Raw genomic sequence first — 25287 nt, 5'->3', positions numbered from 1 at the left:
CGATGCGGACGTTGCCGTACCAGATTTTTTTCGGGCCTGTGGCGACTGTCGACTGAGGCCCGAACGGCCTGGTCAGCCCGACTTTGCGGCGGACCGACGCAGGGGTTTTCGATCGATGCTCGTCGCCATCGCTCAGGTTGAGTCGGTTTGAGGTCGGCGGCCCCCGGGCATTCACCGGTCAGCACCACCCACAACCACGAACTTTGATACGACGTGAAGAAGGAGGGCGACCGTGGAGCTCACTGTTTGGGGCATCATCACTGCGCTCGTTGTTGGTCTGATCATTGGCGCTCTGGGTCGCCTGGTCGTGCCGGGCCGGCAGAACATGCCGATCTGGCTGCACATGCTGATCGGTGTCGGTGCCGCCCTGCTCGGCACGGTCATCGCGCGGGCCAGCGGCTTCGCCGAGACCGCCGGCATCGACTGGCGGGAGCTCATGCTGCAGGTCCTGCTGGCCGCCGTGGCCGTGGCCCTGGTCGCCGGGGTCGGTGGCCGTCGCCGGGGAGTCACCCACCGGTAACCGAAACCACTCCACGGAAGGACGCCCGGCCAATTGGCCGGGCGTCCTTCCGTGTGCCGTCTTCCGTGTGCGTCGGCGCCCCGACGAGGTCAGCCCGACGCGGGGACGCACCCCTCCGACCCCGACGCCCGATCGACAGTCAGGCGACACGTTCCCTGTCGTGGTGGTCTCGGGCGGGTGCGTGCGGAGAACATCCTGGTAGTTGCGGAACAGCTGTGACGGGGGTTCCCGGTGGCGCTACGGGAGGCGTCACAACTGGCGGCTGGGCGAGGCTCGGCGCGGTGCCCGGGGCACGGGCAGGACCAAGGCGAGACCCGGTGCCGTGTGGATGGTGTCACAGGGGCGGTTTGATTTTTCGACGACCCGGGAACTGATGTGGTCACGAACGTAATTGACCTGCAGATATAAGGAGAACCACCGTGACCGTCGCCGGAATCCTCACCGCGCTCATCGTTGGTCTGATCGTCGGTGCGCTGGGTCGCCTGGTCGTGCCGGGCCGCCAGAACATGCCGATCTGGCTGCACATGCTCATCGGTGTGGGTGCCGCCCTGCTCGGCACCGTGATCGCCCGCGCGGCGGGACTCGCCACCGGCAGCTCCTTCATCAACTTCGGTGAGCTGCTGGTCCAGGTTGTCGTGGCCGCGATCGCGGTGGCCGTGGTCGCCGGTGTCGGCGGACGTCGCCGGGGCGTCAGCCACCGGTAAGCACCACCTGGCAATGCGGAGGGGCGCCCGACCTACTAGGTCGGGCGCCCCTCCGCACTCCCCCCTGTTGAAAGGAAGGGCCCCCTGTTAACGCATTCGGTCGACAGGGGTACCCCTCTCACACCCCGGCCAGGGGGTGTTGCGTGGGGCGTCGCGGGCCGGGTCGGTCGCCGTACGCTGGCGGCATGACTGGCAGGGTGGTGGCAGTGAACCTCGGTGTGGTGACCGAGGCGCAGTGGGCCGGCGACGCGAGCGGCCGGAGCGGGATCGACAAGCGGCCGGCGGAGGGGCCGGTGTGGCTGCGCGCCGACGGTGTGGTCGGGGACTTCATCGGCGAGCGGGCCCACCACGGCGGCCCCGACCAGGCGGTGTACGCCTACGCCGAACAGGACGCGGCCTGGTGGGCGACCGAGCTGGGGCGGGAGATCCGGCCGGGTGCCTTCGGCGAGAACCTGACGACGTCCGGCGTGGACGTCACCGGGGCCGTGATCGGGGAGCAGTGGCAGATCGGCTCGGCACTGCTGCAGGTGACCAAGCCGCGTACCCCCTGTCGTACGTTCGCGGGGTTCTGGCAGGTGCCGGACCTGATCAAACGGTTCACCGCCCGGGCCGCGCCCGGGGCGTACCTGCGGGTGTTGCGGGCCGGCGAGGTCGGCGCGGGGGATCCGGTGGAGGTGGTGGCGAGACCGGCGCACGGCGTCACCATCGGTGAGGTGTTCCGGGCCACCAGCCTCGAACCGGATCTGTTGCCCCGGCTGCTCGACGCGCCGGAGCTGCCGGAGGCGATCCGGGACAAGGTCCGTCGCCGGCTCGCCCTGCCCTGACCTCGCCCTGCCGTGATCCCGCCCGAGCGATCCCGCCCGAGCGTGATCGTCCGGGCGAGATCGTCCGTGGCGTTAAGAAGGGCCCCCTGCTATACCGAAAGCGTTAACAGGGGGCCCTTCCTTACCGCGAGGTCAGCGGAGCCAGGGGATGCTGCGGTCGAGCAGACCGCGCTCCTTGAGCTCCTTGCGCAGCGGGATCTCGTCGTCGACGTATCCGTCCCAGTTGATGCCCCAGTAGTTGGCGGTGTGGGTGCCCTCACCGATCAGCTGACGCTGGACCGGCGTGCGGTTGCGGTACCACTCGCCGTTGACGTCCGGGTGCAGCTCGTCCAGCGGACGGATCCACCGGTAGGTGTACCCGACGAAGAGCATCTTGCGGGTGATGGTCGACAGGTTCGTCGACCGCGAGTGCCACTGCCGGCGGTCGAAGATGAACGCGTCACCCGGGTTCGCGGTGATCTCCACCGTGCCCTCCGGGTCCGGGTTGTGCACGCTGAGGTCCTTGGGCCGGTCCAGCGAGTTCCACAGGTGGCTGCCCGGGATGACCTTGGTGGCGCCACGGCCGGTCTCCGACAGGTCGGAGAGGACGTACGCGACCTTCAGCGAGAACATCGGCCGGGGCAGGTTCGGGTCCATCGTCTCCGGGTCGGAGTTCTGCCGGTACCCGTCCTGGTGCCAACCCCAGTACGGCTTCTCCGGCTCGGCGGCCGGCGGGGTGACGTCCAGGTGGTTGTGGTGGGTGTAGATGTTCCAGCCGGCCAGCCCCCACATGTACGGGAAGGCGATCGGGTGGGTGAGCAACTCGCCGAAGAGCTCGTCGCGCTCCAGGAAGCCCAGCAGGTGCAGCGTGCCGTCCTTGGTGGTCTTGCCCTTGGCCTGCTCCTCCGCGTACACGCGGTCGACGGCTGCTTCCAGGGCGGCCCGGTGGTCCTCGGTCAGCACGTTCCGCAGCAGGAGGAAGCCCTGCTCGTGAAACTCCTTGCGGTCGGTGTCGCTGATCGGCTCGTAGCCGGTCCGGCCCTCGTAATCGAACACCTCGTCGTACCCCTCCCCATGAGGTGAAACCATTTCTGGCACAGGCCGCCGATCGTAACGCGCACCGGCGAGAGCGGGCCACGGGCCATTGGTCCCGGTACGGCCGGTGATCCACCGGGGGCAGCGGGTCGGCTGCGCGCGGTGACGAAACCGGGGAGGTATGGGGATCGATCGGGCGAATGTCAGATTCCACCGAGGCCGAAAGCCGGCAGGCGAAGAGCCGGGAGCCGGGAGCGCGGAGAGCGGAGCGGACGGTCAGAGATCGGCGAAGACCTCGGCGAGGACCTGCGGTTCGTCCCCGGTGTCCACCTCGCTCCAGGTGCCCTGTTTCGCCGTCCACTCCAGCCCGGCGAAGCGGACCCGCTTCACCCCGTGGTCGTGGGCGTGGGAGACCAGCCAGTGCGCGTACCGCCAGCCGTCGCGCTGGTCGGCGGCGGGCACGAGCAGCCCGGTCAGATCCGCCGGCGAGCTGGTGCCGGGCAGCCCCCAGTCGAGGTTCAGCGCCCGGGTCAGCGCGGTGGTGGCCGCCGCGCCGCGCAGCACCGGATCGGTGCCGAACCTGCAGGCCACCGCGCCGGTGGCCTCGCCGAGCAGGGCCCGGGTGAGCACCTGCGAGTTGTCCGCCCACTTCTCGTACGCCTCGGGGAAGGCCGAGCGTTGGACGGCCTGGGCGGCGTCGGTGACCCGCATCCGTTCCCAGCCCCGGACCTTCTTCAGCGCCGAGTAGAACCGGTTGGCCGCGTACCGGGGGTCACGGATCTGGGCCGGCGTGCCCCAGCCCTGGCTGGGTCGCTGCTGGAACAGCCCCACCGAGTCCCGGTCGCCGCCGGCGAGGTTGCGCAGGCTGGACTCCTGGTACGCGGTGGCCAGGGCGACCACCACCGCCTGTTCGGACATGCCGCGCTGGACGCCTACCGCGGCGATGGTCGCCGCGTTGGCCATCTGGTCGGGATCCAGCCCGACCCGGCCGTCGGCCTGGACGGTGCAGGTCCGGTCGGTAAGCGGGACGCGGAACTGGCCGACCTGCCGGCTGACGATGCCGATCCCGACGAGGGCGACGATGGCGAGGACGACACCTACTGCGACGACTGCCCGACCTCGCACCCGCACCTCCCGTTCGACGGTTCGCCAAGCGTACGTCGGTCTGGGCGCAGTGCCCCCTGTCTGCCCGGATCGTCACGATCCGTCGCGAGTCGGGTACCTCAGGCGACCGGATCGCTCCCGTCGTCGACAGGTACCCAGCTGGCGGGCCGTTTCTCCCGGAACGCCCGGACCCCCTCCCGTCCCTCGGCCGACAGGAAGTACCCGGTGGAGAGCGCCGCCAACGCGGCGATCTCGGCCGTCAGGTCGGTGACGGCCGGGCGGCGCAGCAGCTCCTTGGCGCCGGCCAGCGCCCCCGGGGCGCCCCGGACCAGCGACGCGCAGGCCCGGGTGACCGCCGCGTCCAGTTCGGCGGCCGGCACGGCGGTGGTGACCAGGCCGACCTGCGCGGCCCGCCGGCCGTCGAAGGTGTCCCCGGTCAGGTACAGCTCGGCGGCGGCCCGGGGGTGCAGGCGGGGCAGGACGGTCGCCGAGATCACCGCCGGGATCACCCCGATCCGGACCTCGGTGAAGGCGAACGTGGCCTCCTCGGCGCAGATCGCCAGGTCGGCCGCGGCGATCAGCCCCAGCCCGCCGGCCCGCGCCGGTCCGGCGACCCGGGCCACCACCGGCTTGGGGCACGCCCAGACGGCCGCGAGCACGTCACCGAGCATGCCGGCGGGCACCGTCCCGCTGGCATACGCCGCGGCGGTCTCCTTCAGGTCCGCCCCGGAGCAGAAGACCGGGCCGGTGTGGTCGAGCACGACCACCCGGACGGTGTCGTCGGCGACCGCGGCGGCCAGCCCGGCCAGCAGTTCGGTCATCAGTCCGGTGGAGAGCGCGTTGCGGTTGGCCGGGCTGTCCAGGGTGAGTGTGGTCACCCCGTGGGCCGTGGCCACCCGCACCAGCGCGTCGGAGGAGGTCATCCAGGCACACTAGTGGCCATGCCCGGCGTCCTTCCAGAAGGCGAGACCGTCCCGGTCGACGGTTCGCTGCCCGCCTCCGCCACCGCTGCCGTCGGCAGGCGTGGGTTCGGGGTGTACGTGCACGTGCCGTTCTGCGCCAGTCGGTGTGGTTACTGCGACTTCAACACGTACACCGCCGCCGAGCTGGGGGGCGGGGCGAGCCGGGAGAGCTACGCCGACACCGTGCTGGCCGAGTTGGCCTTGGCCGCCCGGGTGCTCGGCGACCGCCCGCCGCCCCGGGTGGAGACGGTCTTCGTCGGCGGTGGCACCCCGACCCTGCTGCCCGCCGACGACCTGGCCCGGATCCTGGACGCGATCGACCGCACCTGGGGGTTGGCCGCCGACGCCGAGGTGAGCACCGAGGCGAACCCGGAGTCGGTCACCCCCGCGTCGCTGAAGACCCTGCGGGCGGCCGGGTACACCCGGATCTCGCTCGGCATGCAGTCGGCCGCGCCGGGGGTGCTGGCCGTGCTGGAGCGCGGGCACCGCGCCGGCCGGGCCACCGCCGCCGCACTGGAGGCCCGCGACGCCGGTTTCGACCACGTCAACCTGGACCTGATCTACGGTACGCCGGGGGAGCGCGCCGAGGACTTCGCCGCCAGCCTGGACCAGGTCGTCGCGGCGGGGGTGGACCACGTCAGCGCGTACGCCCTGATCGTCGAGGACGGCACCCGGCTGGCCGCCCGGATGCGGCGGGGCGAGCTGCCGTACCCCTCCGACGACGTGGCGGCGGACCGTTACCTGGCCGCCGAGGCCGCCCTCGACGCGGCCGGTTTCTCCTGGTACGAGGTCTCCAACTGGGCCCGGACGCCGGCCGCCCGGTGCCGGCACAACCTGCTGTACTGGACCGGCGGCGACTGGTGGGGCCTGGGCCCGGGGGCGCACAGCCACGTCGGCGGGGTGCGCTGGTGGAACGTCAAACACCCCACCGCGTACGCGGCCCGGCTGGCCCGGGGGCACTCACCGGGCCAGGCCCGGGAGGTGCTCACCGCCACCGAGGCGCACATGGAGGACGTGATGCTCCGGCTCCGGCTGGCCGACGGGCTGCCCCTGTCGGTGCTCGACGAGCCGGGGCGGGCCGGCGCCGAGCGGGCCCGGACGGCCGGCCTGCTCGACGGGGCACGGTACGCCGACGGTCGGGCGGTGCTCACCCTGCGTGGCCGCCTGCTCGCCGACGCCGTGGTCCGCGACCTACTGCCCTGAGCACACCCGGCGGTCCGGCCGCGGTGAACCCGCCCGGCCTACTTGATGAAGCGGGACGTCATCGGGTAGCGGTAGAGGACGCCCTCGCCGGCCTTGACCCCGGCGACGATGCCGAAGATCAGCGGCACCAGCGCGACCAGCATCGGCACGAAGAACAGCACCCCGCAGGTGACGAAGGCCAGTACGAAGCTGAGCGCGAGCGCGATCACCCAGGTCAGCTGGAAGTTCAGCGCGGCCACGGCGTGTGCCCGGACGGCCGGCGACTGCCCCTTGGCCGAGTACGCGATCAGTGGGGCGACCCAACCGAGCAGCCCACCGCCGACGACCACCCCGAGCGCCCCGCCGAAGTGGGCGATGAGCGCCCAGTTCTTCTCCTCGGAGCTGGGGTAGCCGGCCGGTGGCCCACCGTAGCCGCCGCCGGTCGGGTACCCGACGCCCGGCGGGGGATTCCCACCCGGTGGGGGATAGTTGCCCGGCGGAGGGTTGCCGCCGGGCGGCGGGTAGCCCCCGGTGCCCGGGAACGGTGGCGGGTAGCCACCGGAGGTGGGCTGCTCCGGCGGGGGGTATCCACCGGGTGGGGGGTAGTCGCCCGGCCCTGACGTCCCGGACAGTGGAGCGGTGGGTGGTTCGTAGCCGAAGGGGTCGGCGGGGGGATGCATCGGGGTGGTCGGATCGGACCGCTGAGGGTCGGGGTCGCCCGATCCCGGTGGGCGAGGTGGTTCAGTCATGAAGCTCACGGTAGGCGCAGCCGGCAAGGCGGCACCGGAGCGACACAGGTGACGGGGCGCACCGGGCTCCGGCGCGGTACCGATCATCGCGTCGCCGCGGGCACCCGACGTAGACTGGCACTCGCTACAGTCGAGTGCCAGGAGGTGCGGCCGGCCCGCACCCGACGGCGCGGCCGCGCGGCCCGCGAGCCGGGTCGACGCGCGACAGGAGGTGGGAGCATGGGTCTCGACGACCGCAAACTCGCCGTGCTGCGCGCGATCGTCGAGGACTACGTAGCCACCCAGGAGCCGGTCGGCAGTCGGGCCCTGGTCGAGCGGCACCAGCTCGGTGTCTCCCCGGCGACCGTCCGCAACGACATGGCGGTGCTGGAGGAGGAGGGCTACATCCGGCAGCCGCACACCAGCGCCGGCCGGGTGCCCACCGACCGCGGCTACCGGCTCTTCGTCGACCGGCTGTCCCGGGTCAAGCCGCTCAGCCCCGCCGAACGACGGGCCATCGAGCGGTTCCTGCTCGGCGCGGTCGACCTCGACGACGTGGTGCACCGCACGGTGCGGCTGCTGGCCCAGCTCACCCGCCAGGTGGCCGTGGTGCAGTACCCGAGCCTCGCCCGTTCCTCGGTCCGCCATTTGGAGCTGGTGCCGATCTCCACCACCCGGCTGATGCTGGTCATGATCGCCGACACCGGCCGGGTCGAGCAGCGGCTGGTCGAGCTGCCCGCGCCGATCCCCGCCGACGACGTCACCGACCTGCGTCGCCTGCTCAACGAGAAGCTCGGCGGTACCCGGCTCTCCGAGACCCCGCCGCTGGTGCAGGCGCTGGTCGAGGAGGCCTCGCCGCAGCTGCGCCCGGCCATGACCACGCTCTCCACCGTGCTGCTGGAGACGCTTGTCGAGCGGCACGAGGAGCGGCTGGCGCTGGCCGGCACCGCCAACCTGACCCGGGGCGGCCTGCTCGACTTCCAGGGGTCGCTACGGCCGATCCTGGAGGCGCTGGAGGAGGAGGTCGTCCTGCTCAAGCTGATCGGCGAGGCCGAGCCGAGCACCACCCGGGTGCTGATCGGCGACGAGAACGAGGTCGACAACCTGCGCGCCGCCTCGGTGGTCAGCACCGGCTACGGGCCGGGCACGACCATCGTTGGTGGGTTGGGGGTGCTGGGGCCGACCCGGATGGACTACCCCGGCACCATCGCCACGGTCCGGGCCGTGGCACGCTACGTGGGCGAGCTGCTGGCCCAGAACTGACCAGTCGGGCCGACGATCGGCGCAGAGCGAGACGAAACATGAGGACACGGGACGCAGTGGCCAGGGACTACTACGGCATTCTCGGGGTTGACCGGGAAGCCTCCGATGACGAGATCAAGCGCGCCTACCGCAAGTTGGCGCGGCGGTTCCACCCGGACGTGAATCCGGACCCGGAGGCCCAGGAGAAGTTCAAGGACATCAACGCCGCGTACGAGGTCCTGTCGGACGACCGGAAACGGCAGATCGTCGACCTGGGCGGCGACCCGCTGGCACCCGGCGGCGGCGCGGGTGGCCCGGGCGGGCCCGGCGCCGGCCCGTTCGCCGGCTTCCAGGACATCATGGACGCGTTCTTCGGCGGGGCCGCCGGTGGCGCCCGGGGTCCGCGCCCGCGGACCCGACCCGGCGCGGACGCCATCCTGCGCTTGGAACTCGACCTGCAGGAGACCGCCTTCGGCGTCGAGGCGCCGATCAACGTCGACACGGCCGTGCTCTGCACCACCTGCTCCGGCGCGGGCACCGCCGCCGGCACCCACCTGGCCACCTGCGAGACGTGCGGTGGCCGGGGCGAGGTGCAGTCGGTGCAACGCACCTTCCTCGGCCAGGTGGTCTCCGCCCGCCCCTGCACGGTCTGCCAGGGCTACGGCACCACGATCCCGCACCCCTGCCCGACCTGCGCCGGCGACGGACGGGTCCGCACCCGCCGCTCGCTGACCGTCAAGATCCCGGCCGGGGTCGAGGACGGCATGCGGATCCGGCTGGCCCAGCAGGGCGAGGTCGGCCCGGGTGGCGGCACCCCCGGAGACCTCTACGTCGAGATCCACGAGCGGCCGCACGACGTCTACTCCCGCAAGGGCGACGACCTGCACTGCCGGGTCACGGTGCCGATGACCGCCGCCGCCCTGGGCACCCGGCTGACCATCAAGACCCTGGACAGCGAGGAGACCGTCGACGTCAAGGCCGGCACCCAGCCGGGCAGCACCCTGCGGCTGCGCGCCCGTGGGGTGCCACACCTGCGCGGCACCGGCCGGGGCGACCTCTACGTCCACCTCGACGTGCGGACGCCCACCAAGCTCGACGCCGACCAGGAGCGGATGCTGCGCGACTTCGCCAAGACCCGAGGCGAGGAGGTCGCCGAGCTGACCAAGCAGGGTGGCTTCTTCTCCCGGATGCGGGACGCCTTCAACGGGCACGCCTGAGTGTCCGCGCCGCTCTTCCTGGTCGACGCCCTGCCCACCGGTGACACCCTGACCCTCGACGGGCCGGAGGGCCACCACGCCGCCACCGTGCAACGCCTGCGGGCCGGCCAGGAACTGCTGCTCGCCGACGGCCGGGGCGGCACCGCCGACGCCGTGGTCACCACCGTCGGCCGGGGCAGCCTCACCGCCGATATCACCTCCCGGGGGTACGTCGACGCGCCGGTACCCCGCCTCGTGGTGGTGCAGGGCATCGCCAAGGGCGACCGGGGTGAACTGGCCGTGCAGGCGATGACCGAGGTCGGGGTGGACGAGATCGTGCCCTGGGCGGCGTCCCGCTCGGTGGTGCAGTGGCGGGGTGAACGGGGCGTACGGGCCCGGCAGAAGTGGGCGGCGACCGCCCGGGAGGCCGCCAAACAGGCCCGCCGGGCCTGGCTGCCGGTGGTGGCCGGAGCACCCGACGAGTCCACCCCGACGGTGGCCCGCCGGCTGGCCGGCGCCGCCGCCGCGTTCGTCCTGCACGAGGGCGCCGACGAACGGCTGAGCACCGCCGAGTTGCCCACGACCGGCGAGATCGTGCTGGTGGTGGGCCCGGAGGGTGGGGTGGCCGAGACGGAACTGGCCACCTTCACCGCCGCCGGTGCCCGGCCGGTCCGGCTGGGCCCGACGGTGCTGCGTACCTCCACCGCCGGGGTCGCCGCCCTCGCCCTGCTCTCCACCCGCCTAACCCGCTGGTAGCCGGGTAAGGAAGGGCCCCCTGTTAACGCTTTCGGTATAGCAGGGTTCCCCTCTCACCGCCCGAGCCGGAAGCTGCCTTCTCGCCGCCCGGCACGGGAGAGTCCCCGGACGGGGGAGGCTGCCGGGACGGGAGAGGGCGGCTGCCGGCACGTGGGGGAGGCCGCCGGGACGTGGGGGAGGCTGCCGGGGCGGGGGAGGGTGGCTGCCGGGACGAGAGAGATCCCGCGCCGTCAGAGCCGGGGGAAGACCTGCACCGGGTGGTCGTCCGGGCGCAGGTCCAGGCCGGCCGGGCCGACGATCAGCGGGTCCGGCACTCCGACGACCTCGGGATCCTTGTTGGCGTACTCGAATCGGTTGAGCACGTGGCGCATCGCCTCCAGGCGGGCGCGCTTCTTGTCGTTGCTCTTCACCACCGTCCACGGCGCGTCGGCGGTGTCGGTGTAGAAGAACATCGCCTCCTTCGCCTCGGTGTACTCGTCCCACCGGTCCAGCGAGGCGATGTCCATCGGGGAGAGTTTCCACTGTCGTACCGGGTCGACCTGGCGGACGGCGAACCGGGTGCGCTGCTCGTTCTGCGACACCGAGAACCAGAACTTGACCAGCCGGATCCCCGACCGGGTGAGCATCCGCTCCAGCTCGGGGGCCTGCCGCAGGAACTCCAGGTATTCCTTGCGGGTGCAGAACCCCATCACCCGCTCCACGCCGGCCCGGTTGTACCAGGACCGGTCGAAGAGCACGATCTCACCGGCGGCCGGCAGGTGCCGCAACCAGCGCTGGAAGTACCACTGGCTGGACTCCCGCTCGTTGGGCTTGGTCAGCGCCACCACCTGCGCCCCGCGTGGGTTCAGATGCTCCATGAAGCGCTTGATGGTGCCGCCCTTGCCGGCCGCGTCCCGCCCCTCGAAGAGGATCACCAACCGCTCACCGGACTCCGTGATCCACTCCTGCAGCTTGAGCAGCTCGATCTGCAGCAGCCGCTTGTGCCGGTCGTACTCCTCGCGCTCCATGCGGTGGTCGTACGGGTAGTCCTCCCGCCAGGTGTCCACCGGCGTGCCGTCCGGGCGGAGCAGGATCGGGTCGTCGTCGTGGCCATCGGCCACCTGGTATTCGTCGGCGAGGTCCAGCAGCGGGGTGTCGGCCATGTCGGCAATCCTTACCCCGTGCCGGCACTCGACCACCCTGTCCCGGCGACCCATTCGGCGCCCGTAGGGCCGGTCGGCACGCGCCCGCCGGACAGGCTGGTCCGGCGCCCGCCGGACCACAGGCGTTAGGAAGGGTCCCCTCCTATACCGAAAGCGATAACAGGGGGCCCTTCCTTTCAGCGGAGGTGGGAGGCGCCGTTGAGGTCGAGCACGGTGCCGGAGGCCCACTCGGCGGCCGGGGAGGCCAGCCAGTGCACGGCGGCGGCGATCTCCTCCGGCCGGCCCACCCGGTCGAACGGGCTCTGCGCCCGGACCGCGTCACCCCGGGGAGCCTTGAGGTGCTCGTTGGTCATGTCGGTGGCCACGAAACCGGGCGCCACCATCGCGACCGCGATGCCGTACGGGGCCAACGCCACCGCCAGGGACTGACCCATCGCGTTCAGCCCGGCCTTGCTCGCCCCGTACGCCGGGTTGGTCGGCTCGCCCCGGAAGGCGCCCCGGGACGAGACGTTGACGATCCGACCGCCCCGCTCGCGCATGTGCTGGGCGGCGCACCAGGCCACGTTGGCGGCCCCGACGAGGTTGGTGTCGAGGACCTCCCGCCACCGCTGCCGCCACTGCTCGTAGCTGGACTCGAAGACCGGGTGCGGTGGGTCGGCCGGCCCGAACACCCCGGCGTTGTTGACCAGCACGTCGAGGCCGCCGAGCAGCTCGGCCGCCCGGTCGACCATGGCCCGTACCGCGTCCGGGTCGGCCAGGTCGGCCCGGACCACCACGTGTCCGTCGCCGGGCAGTTCGGTCCGGAGCCGCTCGGCCAGGTCGGCCGAGTCCCGGTGGTGCACCGCCACCCGGTCACCGCCGGCCGCGAAGGCCGTGGCGACGGCCCGGCCGATGCCGCGCGAGGCCCCGGTCACCAGTACCGCTCGTGAAGTCACGCCGACATCATGCCGCCGCCGGGCCGGGCCGGCACAGCCCACCCCCGGTACCCGGCTAGCATGCCCCGATGGAGACCGACTGCCTGTTCTGCCGGATCGTCGCCGGCGATATTCCTGCGACCGTCGTCCGGGAGACCGAGCGCACCCTGGCGTTCCGCGACATCGGCCCGAAGGCGCCGGTGCACGTGCTGGTCATCCCGAAGGAGCACTACGTCGACGTGGCCACCCTCGGCGCGGGCGACCCGGCGTTGGCCGGCGAGGTGCTGGCCACGGCCGCCGTTGTGGCCGAGGACGAGGGGCTGCTCGGCGACGGCTTCCGGTTGATGTTCAACACCGGCGCGTACGGCAGCCAGGAGGTCTTCCACGTCCACGCCCACCTGCTTGGCGGCGCCCCCCTCGGCCCCATGCTCGCCGGGTAAGGAAGGGCCCCTTCTTAACGCATACGGTTAAGAAGGGGCCCTTCCTTTCGGAGGGCGCGCCGGGTGGGGTGGGCACCGGGCGGATCCGGCCGAAATGGGCGAGGTGCGGCCGGGTGGGACCCGATATCATGGGTGCAACGTCAAGCACGCCGCGCGCCAGCAGGGCCGGGGCAGAGATCGAGAGCAGGTGGCGCAGGGCCCGACGGGCCCGACCTATGACCGGCACCCCACCTCCCGGCCCGCCCCAGGCGCAGACCAGGATCACCGTCCCCGACCCGAAGATCATGGTCAACCTGCTCGGCGCGGGCGACGAGATCCTGCGGCTCGTCGAGCGCTCGGTCACCAGTGACGTGCACGTCCGCGGCAACGAGATCACCATCACCGGTACGCCGACGGACAACGCCCTCGCCGAGCGGCTCTTCGCCGAGCTGATCGAGTTGATCGAGAAAGGCGAGACCCTGACCACCGACGCCGTACGGCGTACCGTCGGCATGCTCGAGCAGGGTGGCGCCGAGCGGCCCGCCGAGGTCCTGACGCTCAACATCCTCTCCCGGCGTGGCCGCACCATCCGCCCGAAGACCCTGGGCCAGAAGCACTACGTCGACGCGATCGACGTGCACACCATCGTCTTCGGCATCGGGCCCGCCGGCACCGGCAAGACCTACCTGGCGATGGCCAAGGCCGTCCAGGCGTTGCAGGCCAAGCAGGTCAACCGGATCATCCTGACCCGGCCGGCGGTCGAGGCGGGGGAGCGGCTGGGTTTCCTGCCCGGCACCCTCAACGAGAAGATCGACCCGTACCTTCGCCCGCTCTACGACGCGCTGCACGACATGCTCGACCCCGAGTCGATCCCGAAGCTGATGGCCGCCGGCACGATCGAGGTCGCCCCACTGGCATATATGCGGGGCCGTGCGCAGCCGTACGACGCTCGGGTCCTGACCCCGGAGGGGTTCAAGCCGTTCGGTTCACTGCGGGTGGGCGACCTGGTCATCGGCTCGAACGGGATGCCGACGCCGGTCATCGGCATTCATCCGCAGGGGCGTAAGGAGGTCTACCGGGTCACCAGCCAGGACGGGGCATCCACCGTCTGCTGCGGTGAGCACCTCTGGACCGTCGCCACCCCCGACGACAAGCGGCGCGGTCGCAAGCGCACAATCGAGACGCAGGAGATGATCGGCCGGGAGTGGCGGGGACACACCCGTCGGTACGAGTTGCCCGTCGTCGCGCCCGTCGAGCTGGAGTCGCAGGAGGTTCCGCTCGATCCGTACGCGCTCGGCCTGCTGCTGGGGGACGGCTGCTTCTCGTCCCGAGCGACACCGAGCTTCTGCACGGCGGATCCCGAGCTTGCCGTCGCGATCGAGCGGGCGCTGCCCGACATCGAACTGGTCCGCAAGGGCGATTATGACTACGTCCTGCGGCACGTGCACGGCCATCGGGGCGGTGTCATCGTCGCCGACCCGGTGACCCGTGCCGTTCGTGAGCTGGGCCTGGCCGGGAAGAAGTCCGGGACAACGTTCGTGCCCGACCTCTACAAGCACAACAGCCTCGATGTTCGGCTGGCCGTCCTGCAGGGCCTGCTGGACACCGACGGCGGGCCGGTCCTTCAGCCGGGGCGTAGCTGTCGGGTGCAGTACGCCACGACCTCCGTCCGGCTTCGCGACGACGTCGTCCAGCTCGTCCGGTCGCTCGGCGGGGTGGCGACCTGGCGGGTCCGCCCGGCTGAGGGTCGCAAGCCCGGTCTGGCCAACGGGCGGCCGGTGTCGTACCGGGCCGACGCCTACGTGGTGGAGATCCGGCTTCCCGCCGGCATCGCGCCGTTCCGCCTGACCCGCAAGCGTGACCGCTACGACGAGCACGGCGGCGGTCGCCCGATGCGTTTCATCGACTCGATCGTCCCGGCCGGTGTGCAGGAGACGATGTGTATCCAGGTCGCCGCGGAGGACTCGCTGTACGTCACGGACGACTTCCTGGTGACGCACAACACCCTGAACGACGCGTTCATCATTCTGGACGAGGCGCAGAACACCACGCCCGAGCAGATGAAGATGTTCCTCACCCGGCTCGGCTTCGGTTCCAAGATCGTGGTCACCGGTGACGTCACCCAGGTCGACCTGCCCGGCGGCACGACCAGCGGGCTACGGGTGGTCCGGGAGATCCTGGAGAACGTGCAGGACGTGCACTTCGCCCAGTTGTCGAGCGCCGACGTGGTGCGGCACCGGCTGGTCGGGGAGATCGTCGACGCCTACGCCCGCTGGGACGCCGAGCAGGAGAACGAGCAGGCGCAGAACGTGCGCGCCGTGCCTGGCCGGGGCCCACAGGGCGGCCGGGCCGGCCGACGCCGCTAGAGCAGGAGAGTCAGTTGTCCATCGAGATCGCGAACGAGTCCGGCGTCGAGGTCGACACCGACGCCGTACTCGCCGTCGCCCGGCACGCCCTCGACGAGATGGGGGTCAACCCCCTCGCCGAGCTCTCCGTGCTGCTGGTCGACATCGACTACATGTCCGAGCTGAACCATCGCTGGATGGGCGGCGACGGCCCCACCGACGTGCTGGCCTTCCCCATGGACGAGGGCAGCGTCGACCACGGGCCCGGTGAGGCCAGCAGTCCGGGCGGTGAGCCGGCGTTGCTCGGTGACATCGTGCTCTGCCCGGAGGTGGCGGCCAAGCAGGCGGCCACCGCCGGGCACGCGCCCGCCGACGAGTTGCACCTGCTCACCGTGCACGGGGTGCTGCACCTGCTCGGCTACGACCACGCCGAGCCGGAGGAGGAGCGGGAGATGTTCGCCCTCCAGGCCCGGTTGCTGGCGAGCTGGCGGTCGACCCGGACCCGGTGATGACCCCCCTGATACTCGCGGCCGGCCACACCGCCGGCCCACTGCTCGCCACCGGCCCGACGGTTGCCGCCGGCCCGGCCGGCCCGGCCGGCCCGGTCCTCGCCGCCAGTCCGGCCGGCCTCGTCCTTGCCGCCGGCCCGGCCGGCCTGCCCGACCTGCAACTGTTGTTCTTCGCGGCGGGCCTGCTGGTGCTCGCCGGGTTGATCGCGATGACCGAGGCGGCGTTGGCCGCGATCTCCCCGGCCCGCGCCGCGGAGCTGGCCCGGGACGGGGCGCGCGGCGCGCGGACCCTCCAGCTGGTCGCCGGTGACGTGGTACGCCACCTCAACCTGCTGCTCCTGCTCCGGTTGCTCACCGAGCTGACCGCCACCACGCTGGTGGCCCTGGTCGCGGTGGACACCTTCGGGGCGGGCTGGCGGGCGGCGTTGATCACCGCCGGGGCGATGACCGTGGTCAGCTTCGTGGCGGTCGGCGTCGCGCCCCGCACGCTGGGCCGCCAGCACGCGTACTCGGTCGGTCGGGCCGTCGCGCCGCTGGTGCGCTGGTTGGGCCGGGCGCTGAACCCGCTGGCCTCGCTGCTGATCCTGATCGGCAACGCGGTGACCCCCGGGCGGGGCTTCCGGGAGGGGCCGTTCGCCACCCAGGTGGAGCTGCGGGAGCTGGTCGACCTGGCCGAGCAGCGCGGGGTGGTCGAGCACGGCGAGCGGCAGATGATCGAGAAGGTCTTCGCGCTCGGCGGCACGATCGCCCGCGAGGTGATGGTGCCCCGCACCGAGATGGTCTGGATCGAGCGGGGCAAGACGCTCTCCCAGGCGTTGGCGCTCTTCCTGCGCTCCGGCTTCTCCCGGATCCCGGTGATCGGCGAGAGTGTCGACGACGTGCTCGGGGTGCTGTATCTCAAGGACCTGATCCGGCGTACCCAGGGCGGCGCGGCCGAGGACGCCCGGTGCGACGTGGCCGAGCTGATGCGCCCGGCCACCTTCGTGCCGGAGTCCAAGCCGGTCGACGATCTGCTGTCGGAGATGCAGGCGGCCCGCCGACACCTGGTGATCGTGGTCGACGAGTACGGCGGCACCGGCGGGCTGGTCACCATCGAGGACATCCTGGAGGAGATCGTCGGCGAGATCACCGACGAGTACGATGTCGAACGCCCGCCCGTCGAGCATCTCGACGACGGTGCGGTCCGGGTCACCGCCCGGCTCCCGGTCGAGGATCTCGGCGAGCTGTTCGACACCGAGCTGCCCACCGACGAGGTGGAGACGGTCGGCGGCCTGCTCGCCCAGGCCCTGGGTCGGGTGCCGATCCCCGGGGCGCAGGCGGAGGTGGCCGGGCTGCGGCTGGTCGCCGAGGGCACCACCGGCCGGCGCAACCGGATCGACACCCTGCTGGTGAGCCGGGCCGAGCTGCGGCACGAGGCGGGGCAGGGCGAGCAGTCCGAGCCCCGGGACAACGACAACCGATCCGAGGAGAGGCAACCCGCCGATGCCTGACACACCCGTGGCACCCGCCGCCCGTTCCACCCCGTCCGGGCCGGTGACCGAGCTCGGCGCCGAGGACGCCAAGCTGGTCGTGCTGGCCCGGGGCGCGCGGGGCCGGGTGGGCGCGGTCGAGGGCGCGGCGGTCCGGGATCAGGACGGCCGGACGTACGCGGCGGCGAACGTCGCCCTGCCGTCGCTGACCCTGACCGCGTTGCAGCTCGCGGTCGCCTCGGCGGTTGCCGCCGGTGCGACCCGGCTGGAGGCTGCGGTGTTGGTGACCGAGGCCTCGACGCTGGACGGCGCGGGGCACGCCGCCGTGCGTGACCTGGCCGCCGAGGCGCCGATCCACGTGGCCGCCCCGGACGGCACACTGCTCGGCACGGTGGCCGAGTGACCGGCACGGGGCTGACCGCCGAGCGCCCGTACCGGGCCGGTTTCGCCTGTTTCGTCGGGCGGCCGAACGCCGGCAAGTCGACGCTCACCAACGCGATCGTCGGGCAGAAGATCGCGATCACCTCGAACAAGCCGCAGACCACCCGGCACGTCATCCGGGCCGTCCTGCACCGGCCGGACTCGCAGCTCGTCCTGGTCGACACCCCCGGCCTGCACCGTCCGCGTACCCTGCTCGGCGAGCGGCTCAACGACCTGGTCCGGACGACCTGGAGCGAGGTCGACGTGATCGGCCTCTGCATCCCGGCGGACGAGCCGGTGGGCCGGGGCGACCGGTTCATCAGCGGTGAGCTGGCCGAGTTGAAGGCGACCGTGTTGGCCGTGGTCACCAAGACCGACCTGGTGGACAAGAAGCGGCTGGCCGAGCAGTTGCTGGCGGTCAGCGAGCTGGGTGACTTCGCGGCGGTGGTGCCGGTCAGCGCGGTCTCCGGGCACCAGGTGGACACCCTGGTCGACGTGATGACCGGCTACCTTCCGCCGTCGCCGCAGCTCTATCCGGACGACATGCTCACCGAGGACCCGGAGCAGGTGCTGGTCGCCGAGCTGATCCGGGAGGCGGCCCTGGAGGGGGTCCGCGACGAGCTGCCGCACTCCATCGCGGTGGTCGTCGAGGAGATGATCCCCGAGGGCAAGGTCATGAAGATCTTCGCCGACGTCTACGTGGAACGGCCCAGCCAGAAGGCGATCGTGCTGGGTCACCGGGCCAGCCGCCTCAAGGAGGTCGGGATCACCGCCCGCCAGCAGATCGAGGAGCTGCTCGGCACCCGGGTCTACCTGGACCTGCACGTCCGGGTGGCCAAGGACTGGCAGCGGGACCCGAAGCAGCTGCGCAAGCTCGGCTTCTGACCCGACCCCACCCCGCGCCGCGAATGGGATATCTCACGTCTATGCGGCTTTGCTAGCTGTTTTTCCGGCGGAGCGTCGAGGGTAGGGAGGTTTGTGCCTGTCCTGCCCGCCGACCCGGATGCAGCTGATGCGTAACCGATACCTGGATCTTCTTCGCTTCCTCGCCATCGTCCGGGTCGTGGTCTACCACGTCACCGGGTGGGCCAGCCTGACGTTGATTTTCCCGGCCATGTCGGTGATGTTCGCGCTCGCCGGCTCGTTGATGGCCGCCTCGCTCACCCGTACCGGGGCACCGGCGGTGGGTCGACGGCTCCGTCGGCTGCTGCCCTCGCTGTGGGTGGTCGCCCTGGTGTTCGTACCCGCCATGCTGCTCACCGGTCTGACGCCGACCTGGCGGATCGTGCTGTGGCTCTTCCCGATCGCCGATCCGCCGGCCAACGGCTGGGGTGCGCTCGCGCTGAGCGTGATCTGGTACCTGCGCGACTACCTGTGGTTCGTGCTCGCCTCACCGGTGGCGCTGTGGCTGTTCCGGCGGGCCCCACTGCCGACCTTGCTCGCCCCGTACCTGCTGTTGGTGGCGATCGAGGTGGGGGTGCTGGCCGATCCGTCGCTGGCGGTGCGCGAGTTCGGGCTCTACTTCGGAGCGTGGCTGCTCGGCTTCGCCCACCACGACGGTCTGCTGCGCCGGATCGGCAACCGGGTGTTCGTCCCGCTCGTGGTCGTGGTGGGTGGTCTCGGGCTGGCCTGGATCCTGGCCAACCACGGCCCTCGGGGGTACGACCTCAACGACATCCCGCTGGGCAACGCCCTCTGGTCGGCGGCGTTCATCCTGGTCGCCCTCGGCCGGGCCCCGTCCGGCGCGGCCTGGGTGGACCGCAACGCCGCCTTCGGCCGTACGGTGACGGTGCTGAACCGGCGGGCGCTCACCGTCTACCTGTGGCACATGCCGTTCGTGGTCGCGTTGACCCCGCTGGTCGACGTGGTCGGCTGGTCCCATCAGGATCCGGTCGGCCTGGCCATCCGGGTGGTGCTGGTCTTCGCCCTGGTCGCGGTGGTGACGGTGCTGGTCGGCTGGGTGGAGGACGTGGCGGCCCGCCGCCCACCGGAGCTGCTGCCCGGTGGCCGTCGCCCGGCCCCGGCCACCGGCACCGCCGAGGTGCCGAGGAGCCGCGTCGGCAACGCGCCGGCCGGCACCCGGGACGGGCGGCGAGGTCACGCCGACGACGTGCCGCAGGCCCGCGCCGACGACCTGCCGCAGGCCCGGGTTGGCGACGTGCCGCAGGTCCGGGCCGGCGACGAGGTGGGGGTCCGGGCCGGCGCGGGGCGGCGGGCCGACGACGAGGCCCGGTAGGTCACCGGCGGGTGATCTTCAACTGGCCGTTGTCGACCCGTACGTCGAGCACGGCGGTGGCGCCCGGATCATGGGGCACCTCGATGTCACCCTCGTCCGGCTCACCCTGGTGCCGGACCTGGTACCGGCCGTCCGGCACGCTGAGCGTCACCGAGCCGGTCTCGCTGTGCGCGCGTGCCGAGGCCACCTGGTCGAGCGAGACCGAGATGTCGCCGACCTCGGTGACGACGTCGACCGCACCGGTGCCGAGGGCCTTGCCGGTCACGTCGCCGGCCCCGCTGCGCAGGAAGACCGGGCCGGTGATCCGGTCGACCTCGATGTCACCCGCGTCGGTACGGGCGCGGACCGGACCGTTGCTCTCGCTGATCCGGACGTCCCCCGCGCCGAGGGTGATCTCCACCGGACCCACCCGGCTCAGGTCCAGTTGGCCCGCCTCCAGCTCGCCCTGCACGGTGACGCCCACCGGGGCGGTCACCTCGTAGGACAGCGAGCAACGGTTGCCGCAGTCGGTGTCCAGCACCAGCTCCCCGCCCCGGATCTGGTAGCTGGTGTCCGGCTGGTTGGCGCCCTGGTAGCGCAGGATCCGTTTGATCCGTACCCCGGTGGTGGCGTCGGTGGCGCGGACGGTGACGTCACCCGCACCCCGGAGCACGGTGATGCCGGTGATCCGGGCCGACTCGGTGTCGTCGAAGTCGAGCCGTCGGGAGGCGAGGCCGTCGCAGCCGGTGACGAGCACGAGCGCGGCGATGGTGCCGAACGCAGCGACCCGGCGGGGTTTCGACCGGGCGGTCACGGCGGGTCGGCGGGCGGTCTGGAACCGAGGCATGGCGGAACGGTACGGCCCGGGCGCGGCGGCGCGCATCGGGGACGACCGGCCGGTGCACCCCGAGCTGACCCTGATTTCGGACCCCGAGAGAGAATGACCGGGTGACCGGGTACCGCCGACAGCTCTACCGCGACGACGCGGTGGTGCTGCGCGTGCAGAAGCTCGGCGAGTCCGACCGGATCATCACGCTGCTGACCCGCCGGCACGGCCGGATGCGGGCGGTCGCCCGGGGGGTCCGGCGCACCACCAGCAAGTTCGGTGCCCGGCTGGAGCCGTTCGGGCACGTCGACCTGCAACTGGCCGGCGACCCCAAGGGCAACGTCGGCAGCTCACTGCACAGCGTCAGCCAGGTCGAGGGGATCGACCTGTACGGCAAGCGGTTCCTCGGCGACTACCCGAGGTACACCGCGGCCAGCGCGATCGCCGAGACCGCCGAGCGGCTCACCCCGGTGGAGCGGGAGCCGTCGCTGCGGCTGTTCCAGCTCACCCTGGGCGCGCTGCGCGCGCTGTCGGTGGCCGAGCACGCCACCACCCTGGTGCTCGACGCGTACCTGCTGCGGGCGATGTCGCTGGCCGGCTGGGCACCGGCGTTGACCGCGTGCGCGGTCTGCGGCACGCCGGGGCGGCACCGGGCGTTCTCCGTACCGGCCGGGGGTGCGGTCTGCCCGGACTGCCGACCGCCCGGCGCGGCCCATCCGGCACCGGCCACCGTCGACCTGATGTCCGCGCTGACCACCGGCGACTGGCGGATCGCCGACGCCACCGAGGCGGGGACCCGTCGGGAGTGCAGCGGCCTGGTCGCGGCGCACCTGCAGTGGCACCTGGAACGCGCGCTACGCTCGCTGCCGCTGGTCGACCGGGGCGGTACCCCCGGTGTCGGAGCCGGCGCGGAGGGTGTGACCAGGGAGATGACCGAGTGATTCGATCGACGAGGGCCGGCCGTCGTGAGCCGACGCCACCGACTGCGCACCCGTCGGGTGCCCGGCCACCGGCACTGCCGGCCGATGCGTTGCCCAAGCACGTGGCGATCGTCATGGACGGCAACGGACGGTGGGCCAAGGAGCGTGGCCTGCCCCGCACCCGGGGCCACGAGCAGGGCGAGCACAGCCTCTTCGACACCGTCGAGGGCGCGATCGAGCTGGGCATCCCGTACCTGTCGGCGTACGCGTTCTCCACCGAGAACTGGCGGCGCTCGCCGGACGAGGTGCGGTTCCTGATGGGCTTCAACCGGGACGTCATCCGCCGCCGCCGGGACCAGCTGGTCGACCTGGGCGTCCGGGTGGTCTGGTCCGGGCGGGCCGGGCGGCTGTGGAAGAGCGTCATCTCCGAGCTGCAGACCGCCGAGGAGATGTCGAAGGACAACTCCACGCTCACCCTGCAGTTCTGCGTCAACTACGGTGGCCAGGCCGAGATCGCCGACGCCGCCGCCCGGATCGCCGCCGAGGCCGCCGCCGGCCGGCTCGACCCGGCCAAGGTCACCGAGAAGACCCTGGCGAAGTACCTGTACCACCCGGAGGTCCCGGAGGTGGACCTCTTCCTGCGTCCCTCCGGCGAGCAGCGGATCTCCAACTTCATGCTCTGGCAGACCGCCTACGCCGAGCTGGTCTTCCTGGACACGCTCTGGCCGGACTTCGACCGCCGGCACCTCTGGTACGCCTGCGAGCTGTACGCCCAGCGGGACCGCCGCTTCGGCGGCGCGCTGCCCAACCCGGTCGCCCCGCAGACCTGACCGCCGGCCGGGCCGGTCGTCCTGGTCTCCGTGCGGGCCTGTCGTGCCGCCTTGGTCTCCCTCGTGCGGGCCTGTCGCGGTGTCCCGGTCGGTCGGTACCGTCGTGCGGGTGGACTTGGACGACATCGCCGCCCGGCTCGCAGTGCCCGTCGAGGAGGTCGAGCGGGTGCACCGGCTCGCCGCCGACCGACCGTCGGCGCCGCTGCCCGCCGTCACCGACGCGCCCGCGCTCCTCGACCGCCTCGGGGTACCACCGGACGACGCCGCCGAGATCATCGCGGGCTGGCCCACGCCGGAGATCACAGCGGGCCGGCCCGGACCGGAGGCCATCGCGGGCCGGCCCGCACCGGAAGCCAGCGGGTGGACACCGGAGCTGCGCTGGCTGCTCGACCGGTCGATCGCCCTGGTCCGCGCCGACCTCGGCGGCCACGGCTGGCTGCCACCCGGCCCGGTGTTGCCGCGGGAGCGGGGCCCGGCCTGGCGACACCTCTACGCCTACGCGTACCTGGCCCTGGTCGACGTGGTGCTCGGCTACCACCGCGACCACGAGGTGGCCGAGGCCGTGTCCTGGGCGACCCTGGCCGACCTCGGCCGCAACCTGGCGATCGACCGGCGGATGCGCGGCGAGGGCTGGCCGGTCATGCAGAGCTGGCTCACCCTGCACGTGCGCGGCGGCCTCTACCAGCTGGGCCGGCTGCAGCACCATCGCGGCGACGGCGCCGTCGAGCTGCACATCCCCGACGCGGGCCCGTTGACCCCGGAGGCGGTCGCGGACTCGCTCGACCAGGGCCGCGCGTTCTTCCCCCGGCACTTTCCCGACGAGAGCTACCGGGAGTTCGTCTGCGGCTCGTGGCTGCTCGACCCGCAGTTGGCCGAGTACCTGCCGGCGGAGTCCAACATCGTGCGGTTCCAGCGCCGGTTCGAGCTGGAGCCCTACCAGCCGCCCGAGGGGCTGGACCCCGACGTCGAGGTGCTGCGGTTCGTCTTCCGTACCCTGAGCACGCCGCTGGACCGGCTGCCCCGTCGTACCGCGTTGCAGCGCGCGGTCGTCGACCACCTGGCCGCCGGCCGGCACTGGCACTGGCGGCGCGGCCGCTTCCCGCTCTGACCGGCACCGCCCGTCTGCGGGCCCGCAGCGGGCCGGCCGTTGTGGGGCGGCCCGGCCGGCAGGCTTACCGGGCGGCCCGGCTGGGTACCACTGTCGTCAGCAGCCACTGACGGAGGTGAACCCACAATGATCCAGAAGCGTATCGCGCAGTGGGCGGTGATGGCCGTCGCGGTGCCGCTGGCTGCGGCCGGTGCCCGTCGACTCAGCCACACGCTGGAGGCCCGGCGCGGCCCGACCGGGGTGAGCCGCCTGCTCAGCAAGGGCGCCGACGTGCTCCGCCCGCAGCAGGCCAAGCGCCGCCGTCGCTTCTTCTGACCGACCTGACCCGGCGAACGGGTACGGCCCCGGTCGAGGTTGACCGGGGCCGTCACCACGTGCGACGGGCGGAGGCTCAGCCCTCGACCTCGGAGCGGTCGGCGGTGGCCCAGAGGGTGTGGAACGAGCCCTCCCGGTCCACCCGCTGGTAGGTGTGCGCCCCGAAGTTGTCCCGCAGGCCCTGGATCAGCGCGGCCGGCAGCCGCTCGGCGCGCAGCGCGTCGAAGTAGGACAGCGACGAACCGAACGCGGGCACCGGCACACCGGCGCGGGTCGCGTCGGCCACCACCCGCCGCCAGCTCGGCACGCCCGCGCTGACCGCCTCGGCGAAGTACGGCGCCACCAGCAGGCTGGGCAGGTCCGCCTGCTCGTCGTAGGCCTGCTTGATCCGGTCCAGGAAGCGGGCCCGGATGATGCAGCCGCCCCGCCAGATGGTGGCCGTGCTGCCCAGGTCGATGTTCCAGTCGTACTCGCGGCTGCCGGCCCGGATGTGGTCGAAGCCCTGCGCGTACGCCACGATCTTGGAAGCCAGCAGCGCCCGACGAACGTCCTCGATGAACGTCTCCCGGTCGCTCACCTGCCACTTCTCACCGGCGTCCGGGAAGGCCCGGTGGGCGGCGGCGCGCTGGTCGGCGTGCCCGGACAGCGAGCGGGCGAAGGTCGCCTCGGCGATACCGGTGATCGGGATGCCCAGGTCCAGGGCGCTCTGCACGGTCCAGCGGCCGGTGCCCTTCTGCTCGGCCCGGTCCTGCACGATGTCCACGAACGCCCGGCCGGTGGCGGCGTCGGTGTGCGCGAGCACGTCGGCGGTGATCTCGATCAGGAAGGACTCCAGCTCACCGGTGTTCCAGTCGCGGAAGATCTCCGCGATCTCCGCCGGGGTCGCGTCCAGTCCGGCCCGCAGCAGGTCGTACGCCTCGGCGATGAGCTGCATGTCGGCGTACTCGATGCCGTTGTGCACCATCTTGACGAAGTGCCCGGCACCGTCCGGTCCGACGTGCGTGCAGCACGGCGTCCCGTCCACCTGGGCGGCGATCTTCTCGAACATCGGCCCGAGCTTCGCGTACGACTCGGCGGAACCGCCGGGCATGATGCTCGGCCCGAGCAGCGCGCCCTCCTCGCCGCCGGAGACCCCGGTGCCGACGAAGTGCAGCCCGTGGGCGCGCAGCGCCTCCTCGCGGCGGCGGGTGTCGGCGAAGTGCGCGTTGCCGCAGTCGATGACGATGTCACCGGCTTCGAGCAGCGGCACCAGCTCGTCGATCACGGCGTCGGTGGGGCCCCCGGCCTTGACCATGATGATGACCGCGCGCGGCCGCTCCAGTGCGGCCACGAAGTCGGTAAGGGACTCGGCGGGGACGAAGGTGCCCTCGTCGCCGTGCTCGGCCACCAGCTTGCGGGTCCGCTCCGGCGAGCGGTTGTGCACCGCCACCGGGAACCCGTTGCGGGCCAGGTTACGGGCCAGGTTGCGGCCCATCACCGCCAGCCCGGTCACGCCGATCTGCGCCGTCGCCTGCTCAGTCACTGTGTTCCGCCACCTTCCACGTCGGCCTGCAGGGATCAACTTGGCCTGCAGTCCTGCTGACGGTATCGCGGCCGGCGGACCGACCGGCGGGGCCATCGACC

At 72.2% G+C, this 25287-nt stretch carries 25 protein-coding genes and 3 pseudogenes; 20 read left to right on the top strand and 8 right to left on the bottom strand.

Going from position 1 to position 25287, the window contains the following annotated elements; translation table 11 throughout:
* Positions 1-232 precede the first annotated feature (232 nt).
* The 3 genes from ACN28G_RS19175 (at position 233) to ACN28G_RS19165 (ending at position 2048) form a co-directional block, all read left to right on the top strand.
* Complete coding sequence (locus tag ACN28G_RS19175; protein WP_091442420.1) at positions 233-520, top strand: GlsB/YeaQ/YmgE family stress response membrane protein; 288 nt, start codon at positions 233-235, stop codon at positions 518-520.
* Positions 521-939: 419 nt separating this feature from the next.
* Positions 940-1224 (top strand): GlsB/YeaQ/YmgE family stress response membrane protein, encoded by a 285-nt coding sequence (locus ACN28G_RS19170; protein WP_091442417.1) that lies wholly within the window; start codon positions 940-942, stop codon positions 1222-1224.
* Positions 1225-1409: 185 nt separating this feature from the next.
* The gene (locus ACN28G_RS19165) at positions 1410-2048 is read left to right on the top strand and encodes an MOSC domain-containing protein (protein ID WP_091442412.1); all 639 of its coding nucleotides are present in this window, start codon (positions 1410-1412) and stop codon (positions 2046-2048) included.
* 132 nt (positions 2049-2180) lie between these two features.
* Here ACN28G_RS19165 and ACN28G_RS19160 read toward each other — a convergent pair whose 3' ends face one another.
* The 3 genes from ACN28G_RS19160 to ACN28G_RS19150 all read right to left on the bottom strand — a co-directional run bounded on the left by ACN28G_RS19160 (position 2181) and on the right by ACN28G_RS19150 (position 5089).
* Entirely contained in the window at positions 2181-3083 is a 903-nt protein-coding gene (locus ACN28G_RS19160) for a phytanoyl-CoA dioxygenase family protein (protein WP_229688466.1), read from the bottom strand.
* Positions 3084-3338: 255 nt separating this feature from the next.
* Positions 3339-4193: a hypothetical protein gene (locus ACN28G_RS19155; RefSeq protein ID WP_091442404.1), complete on the bottom strand. Its 855-nt coding sequence runs from the start codon at positions 4191-4193 to the stop codon at positions 3339-3341.
* A gap of 92 nt (positions 4194-4285) precedes the next feature.
* A complete protein-coding gene (locus ACN28G_RS19150) occupies positions 4286-5089 on the bottom strand; it encodes an enoyl-CoA hydratase-related protein (RefSeq protein WP_421480023.1) in 804 nt (267 codons plus the stop codon).
* A gap of 18 nt (positions 5090-5107) precedes the next feature.
* Here ACN28G_RS19150 and hemW point away from each other — a divergent pair, with 18 nt between their 5' ends.
* The gene (gene hemW, locus ACN28G_RS19145; RefSeq protein WP_421480022.1) at positions 5108-6331 is read left to right on the top strand and encodes a radical SAM family heme chaperone HemW; all 1224 of its coding nucleotides are present in this window, start codon (positions 5108-5110) and stop codon (positions 6329-6331) included.
* A 38-nt stretch (positions 6332-6369) separates the two neighbouring features.
* Here hemW and ACN28G_RS19140 read toward each other — a convergent pair whose 3' ends face one another.
* Positions 6370-7059: a DUF4870 domain-containing protein gene (locus tag ACN28G_RS19140; RefSeq protein WP_421480021.1), complete on the bottom strand. Its 690-nt coding sequence runs from the start codon at positions 7057-7059 to the stop codon at positions 6370-6372.
* A gap of 219 nt (positions 7060-7278) precedes the next feature.
* Between ACN28G_RS19140 and hrcA the strand changes: the two genes are divergently transcribed.
* The 3 genes from hrcA to ACN28G_RS19125 are packed head-to-tail and all read left to right on the top strand — an operon-like array spanning position 7279 to position 10232.
* Positions 7279-8301 carry a heat-inducible transcriptional repressor HrcA gene (hrcA, locus tag ACN28G_RS19135; protein WP_091442392.1) on the top strand — a complete coding sequence of 341 codons (1023 nt, stop codon included), beginning with the start codon at positions 7279-7281 and terminating at the stop codon, positions 8299-8301.
* A 56-nt stretch (positions 8302-8357) separates the two neighbouring features.
* Positions 8358-9497, top strand: a complete 1140-nt coding sequence (gene dnaJ / locus ACN28G_RS19130) for a molecular chaperone DnaJ (RefSeq protein ID WP_175440808.1) — start codon at positions 8358-8360, stop codon at positions 9495-9497.
* Positions 9498-10232, top strand: a complete 735-nt coding sequence (locus ACN28G_RS19125) for a 16S rRNA (uracil(1498)-N(3))-methyltransferase (RefSeq protein ID WP_421480020.1) — start codon at positions 9498-9500, stop codon at positions 10230-10232.
* A 230-nt stretch (positions 10233-10462) separates the two neighbouring features.
* Here ACN28G_RS19125 and ppk2 read toward each other — a convergent pair whose 3' ends face one another.
* A complete protein-coding gene (gene ppk2, locus ACN28G_RS19120) occupies positions 10463-11374 on the bottom strand; it encodes a polyphosphate kinase 2 (RefSeq protein WP_421480019.1) in 912 nt (303 codons plus the stop codon).
* 176 nt (positions 11375-11550) lie between these two features.
* The gene (locus ACN28G_RS19115; RefSeq protein ID WP_091442376.1) at positions 11551-12309 is read right to left on the bottom strand and encodes an SDR family NAD(P)-dependent oxidoreductase; all 759 of its coding nucleotides are present in this window, start codon (positions 12307-12309) and stop codon (positions 11551-11553) included.
* 68 nt (positions 12310-12377) lie between these two features.
* Here ACN28G_RS19115 and ACN28G_RS19110 point away from each other — a divergent pair, with 68 nt between their 5' ends.
* The 9 genes and pseudogenes from ACN28G_RS19110 (at position 12378) to ACN28G_RS19070 (ending at position 19686) form a co-directional block, all read left to right on the top strand.
* Positions 12378-12728, top strand: coding sequence for a histidine triad nucleotide-binding protein (locus ACN28G_RS19110; RefSeq protein ID WP_421480018.1), 351 nt, complete (start codon positions 12378-12380; stop codon positions 12726-12728).
* Between the two features lie 215 nt (positions 12729-12943).
* Positions 12944-13690, top strand: a pseudogene (locus ACN28G_RS19105) (PhoH family protein); the annotation flags it as partial.
* A gap of 42 nt (positions 13691-13732) precedes the next feature.
* Positions 13733-14401, top strand: a pseudogene (locus tag ACN28G_RS19100) (phosphate starvation-inducible protein PhoH); the annotation flags it as partial.
* Between the two features lie 309 nt (positions 14402-14710).
* Positions 14711-15073 (top strand): annotated as a pseudogene (locus tag ACN28G_RS19095) (PhoH family protein); the annotation flags it as partial.
* A gap of 14 nt (positions 15074-15087) precedes the next feature.
* Positions 15088-15561, top strand: coding sequence for an rRNA maturation RNase YbeY (gene ybeY, locus ACN28G_RS19090; protein ID WP_091442364.1), 474 nt, complete (start codon positions 15088-15090; stop codon positions 15559-15561).
* Positions 15561-17051: a hemolysin family protein gene (locus tag ACN28G_RS19085; RefSeq protein ID WP_421480017.1), complete on the top strand. Its 1491-nt coding sequence runs from the start codon at positions 15561-15563 to the stop codon at positions 17049-17051. Before ybeY ends, ACN28G_RS19085 begins: the two co-directional genes overlap by 1 nt.
* Positions 17044-17433 (top strand): cytidine deaminase, encoded by a 390-nt coding sequence (locus ACN28G_RS19080; protein WP_091442355.1) that lies wholly within the window; start codon positions 17044-17046, stop codon positions 17431-17433. Before ACN28G_RS19085 ends, ACN28G_RS19080 begins: the two co-directional genes overlap by 8 nt.
* Positions 17430-18335, top strand: a complete 906-nt coding sequence (era, locus tag ACN28G_RS19075) for a GTPase Era (protein WP_373868374.1) — start codon at positions 17430-17432, stop codon at positions 18333-18335. The genes ACN28G_RS19080 and era overlap by 4 nt, the downstream gene beginning before the upstream one ends.
* A 127-nt stretch (positions 18336-18462) precedes the next feature.
* A complete protein-coding gene (locus tag ACN28G_RS19070; protein ID WP_421480016.1) occupies positions 18463-19686 on the top strand; it encodes an acyltransferase family protein in 1224 nt (407 codons plus the stop codon).
* Position 19687: 1 nt separating this feature from the next.
* On the opposite strand, the gene ACN28G_RS19065 is transcribed toward ACN28G_RS19070, so the two are convergent.
* Complete coding sequence (locus ACN28G_RS19065) at positions 19688-20512, bottom strand: DUF4097 family beta strand repeat-containing protein (RefSeq protein WP_091447080.1); 825 nt, start codon at positions 20510-20512, stop codon at positions 19688-19690.
* Positions 20513-20613: 101 nt separating this feature from the next.
* On the opposite strand from ACN28G_RS19065, the gene recO reads away from it, so the two are divergent.
* The 4 genes from recO to ACN28G_RS19045 all read left to right on the top strand — a co-directional run bounded on the left by recO (position 20614) and on the right by ACN28G_RS19045 (position 23664).
* Positions 20614-21432, top strand: coding sequence for a DNA repair protein RecO (gene recO / locus ACN28G_RS19060; protein WP_091442352.1), 819 nt, complete (start codon positions 20614-20616; stop codon positions 21430-21432).
* Complete coding sequence (locus tag ACN28G_RS19055; RefSeq protein WP_421480015.1) at positions 21429-22241, top strand: isoprenyl transferase; 813 nt, start codon at positions 21429-21431, stop codon at positions 22239-22241. Before recO ends, ACN28G_RS19055 begins: the two co-directional genes overlap by 4 nt.
* Positions 22242-22350: 109 nt before the next feature.
* Positions 22351-23349, top strand: coding sequence for an acyltransferase domain-containing protein (locus tag ACN28G_RS19050; protein ID WP_421480014.1), 999 nt, complete (start codon positions 22351-22353; stop codon positions 23347-23349).
* 126 nt (positions 23350-23475) lie between these two features.
* The gene (locus ACN28G_RS19045) at positions 23476-23664 is read left to right on the top strand and encodes a hypothetical protein (RefSeq protein ID WP_091442344.1); all 189 of its coding nucleotides are present in this window, start codon (positions 23476-23478) and stop codon (positions 23662-23664) included.
* Between the two features lie 76 nt (positions 23665-23740).
* Here the strand turns inward: ACN28G_RS19045 and gndA are convergent, their stop codons facing one another.
* Positions 23741-25186, bottom strand: coding sequence for an NADP-dependent phosphogluconate dehydrogenase (gene gndA / locus ACN28G_RS19040; protein WP_091442340.1), 1446 nt, complete (start codon positions 25184-25186; stop codon positions 23741-23743).
* Positions 25187-25287: the final 101 nt, after the last annotated feature.

This window comes from Micromonospora sp. WMMA1923, assembly GCF_049179195.1.
In the GTDB taxonomy this organism is placed as follows: domain Bacteria; phylum Actinomycetota; class Actinomycetes; order Mycobacteriales; family Micromonosporaceae; genus Micromonospora; species Micromonospora yangpuensis.
Note: the sequence above shows the minus strand (reverse complement) of the source record. Positions and strands in the feature narration are given on the sequence as shown.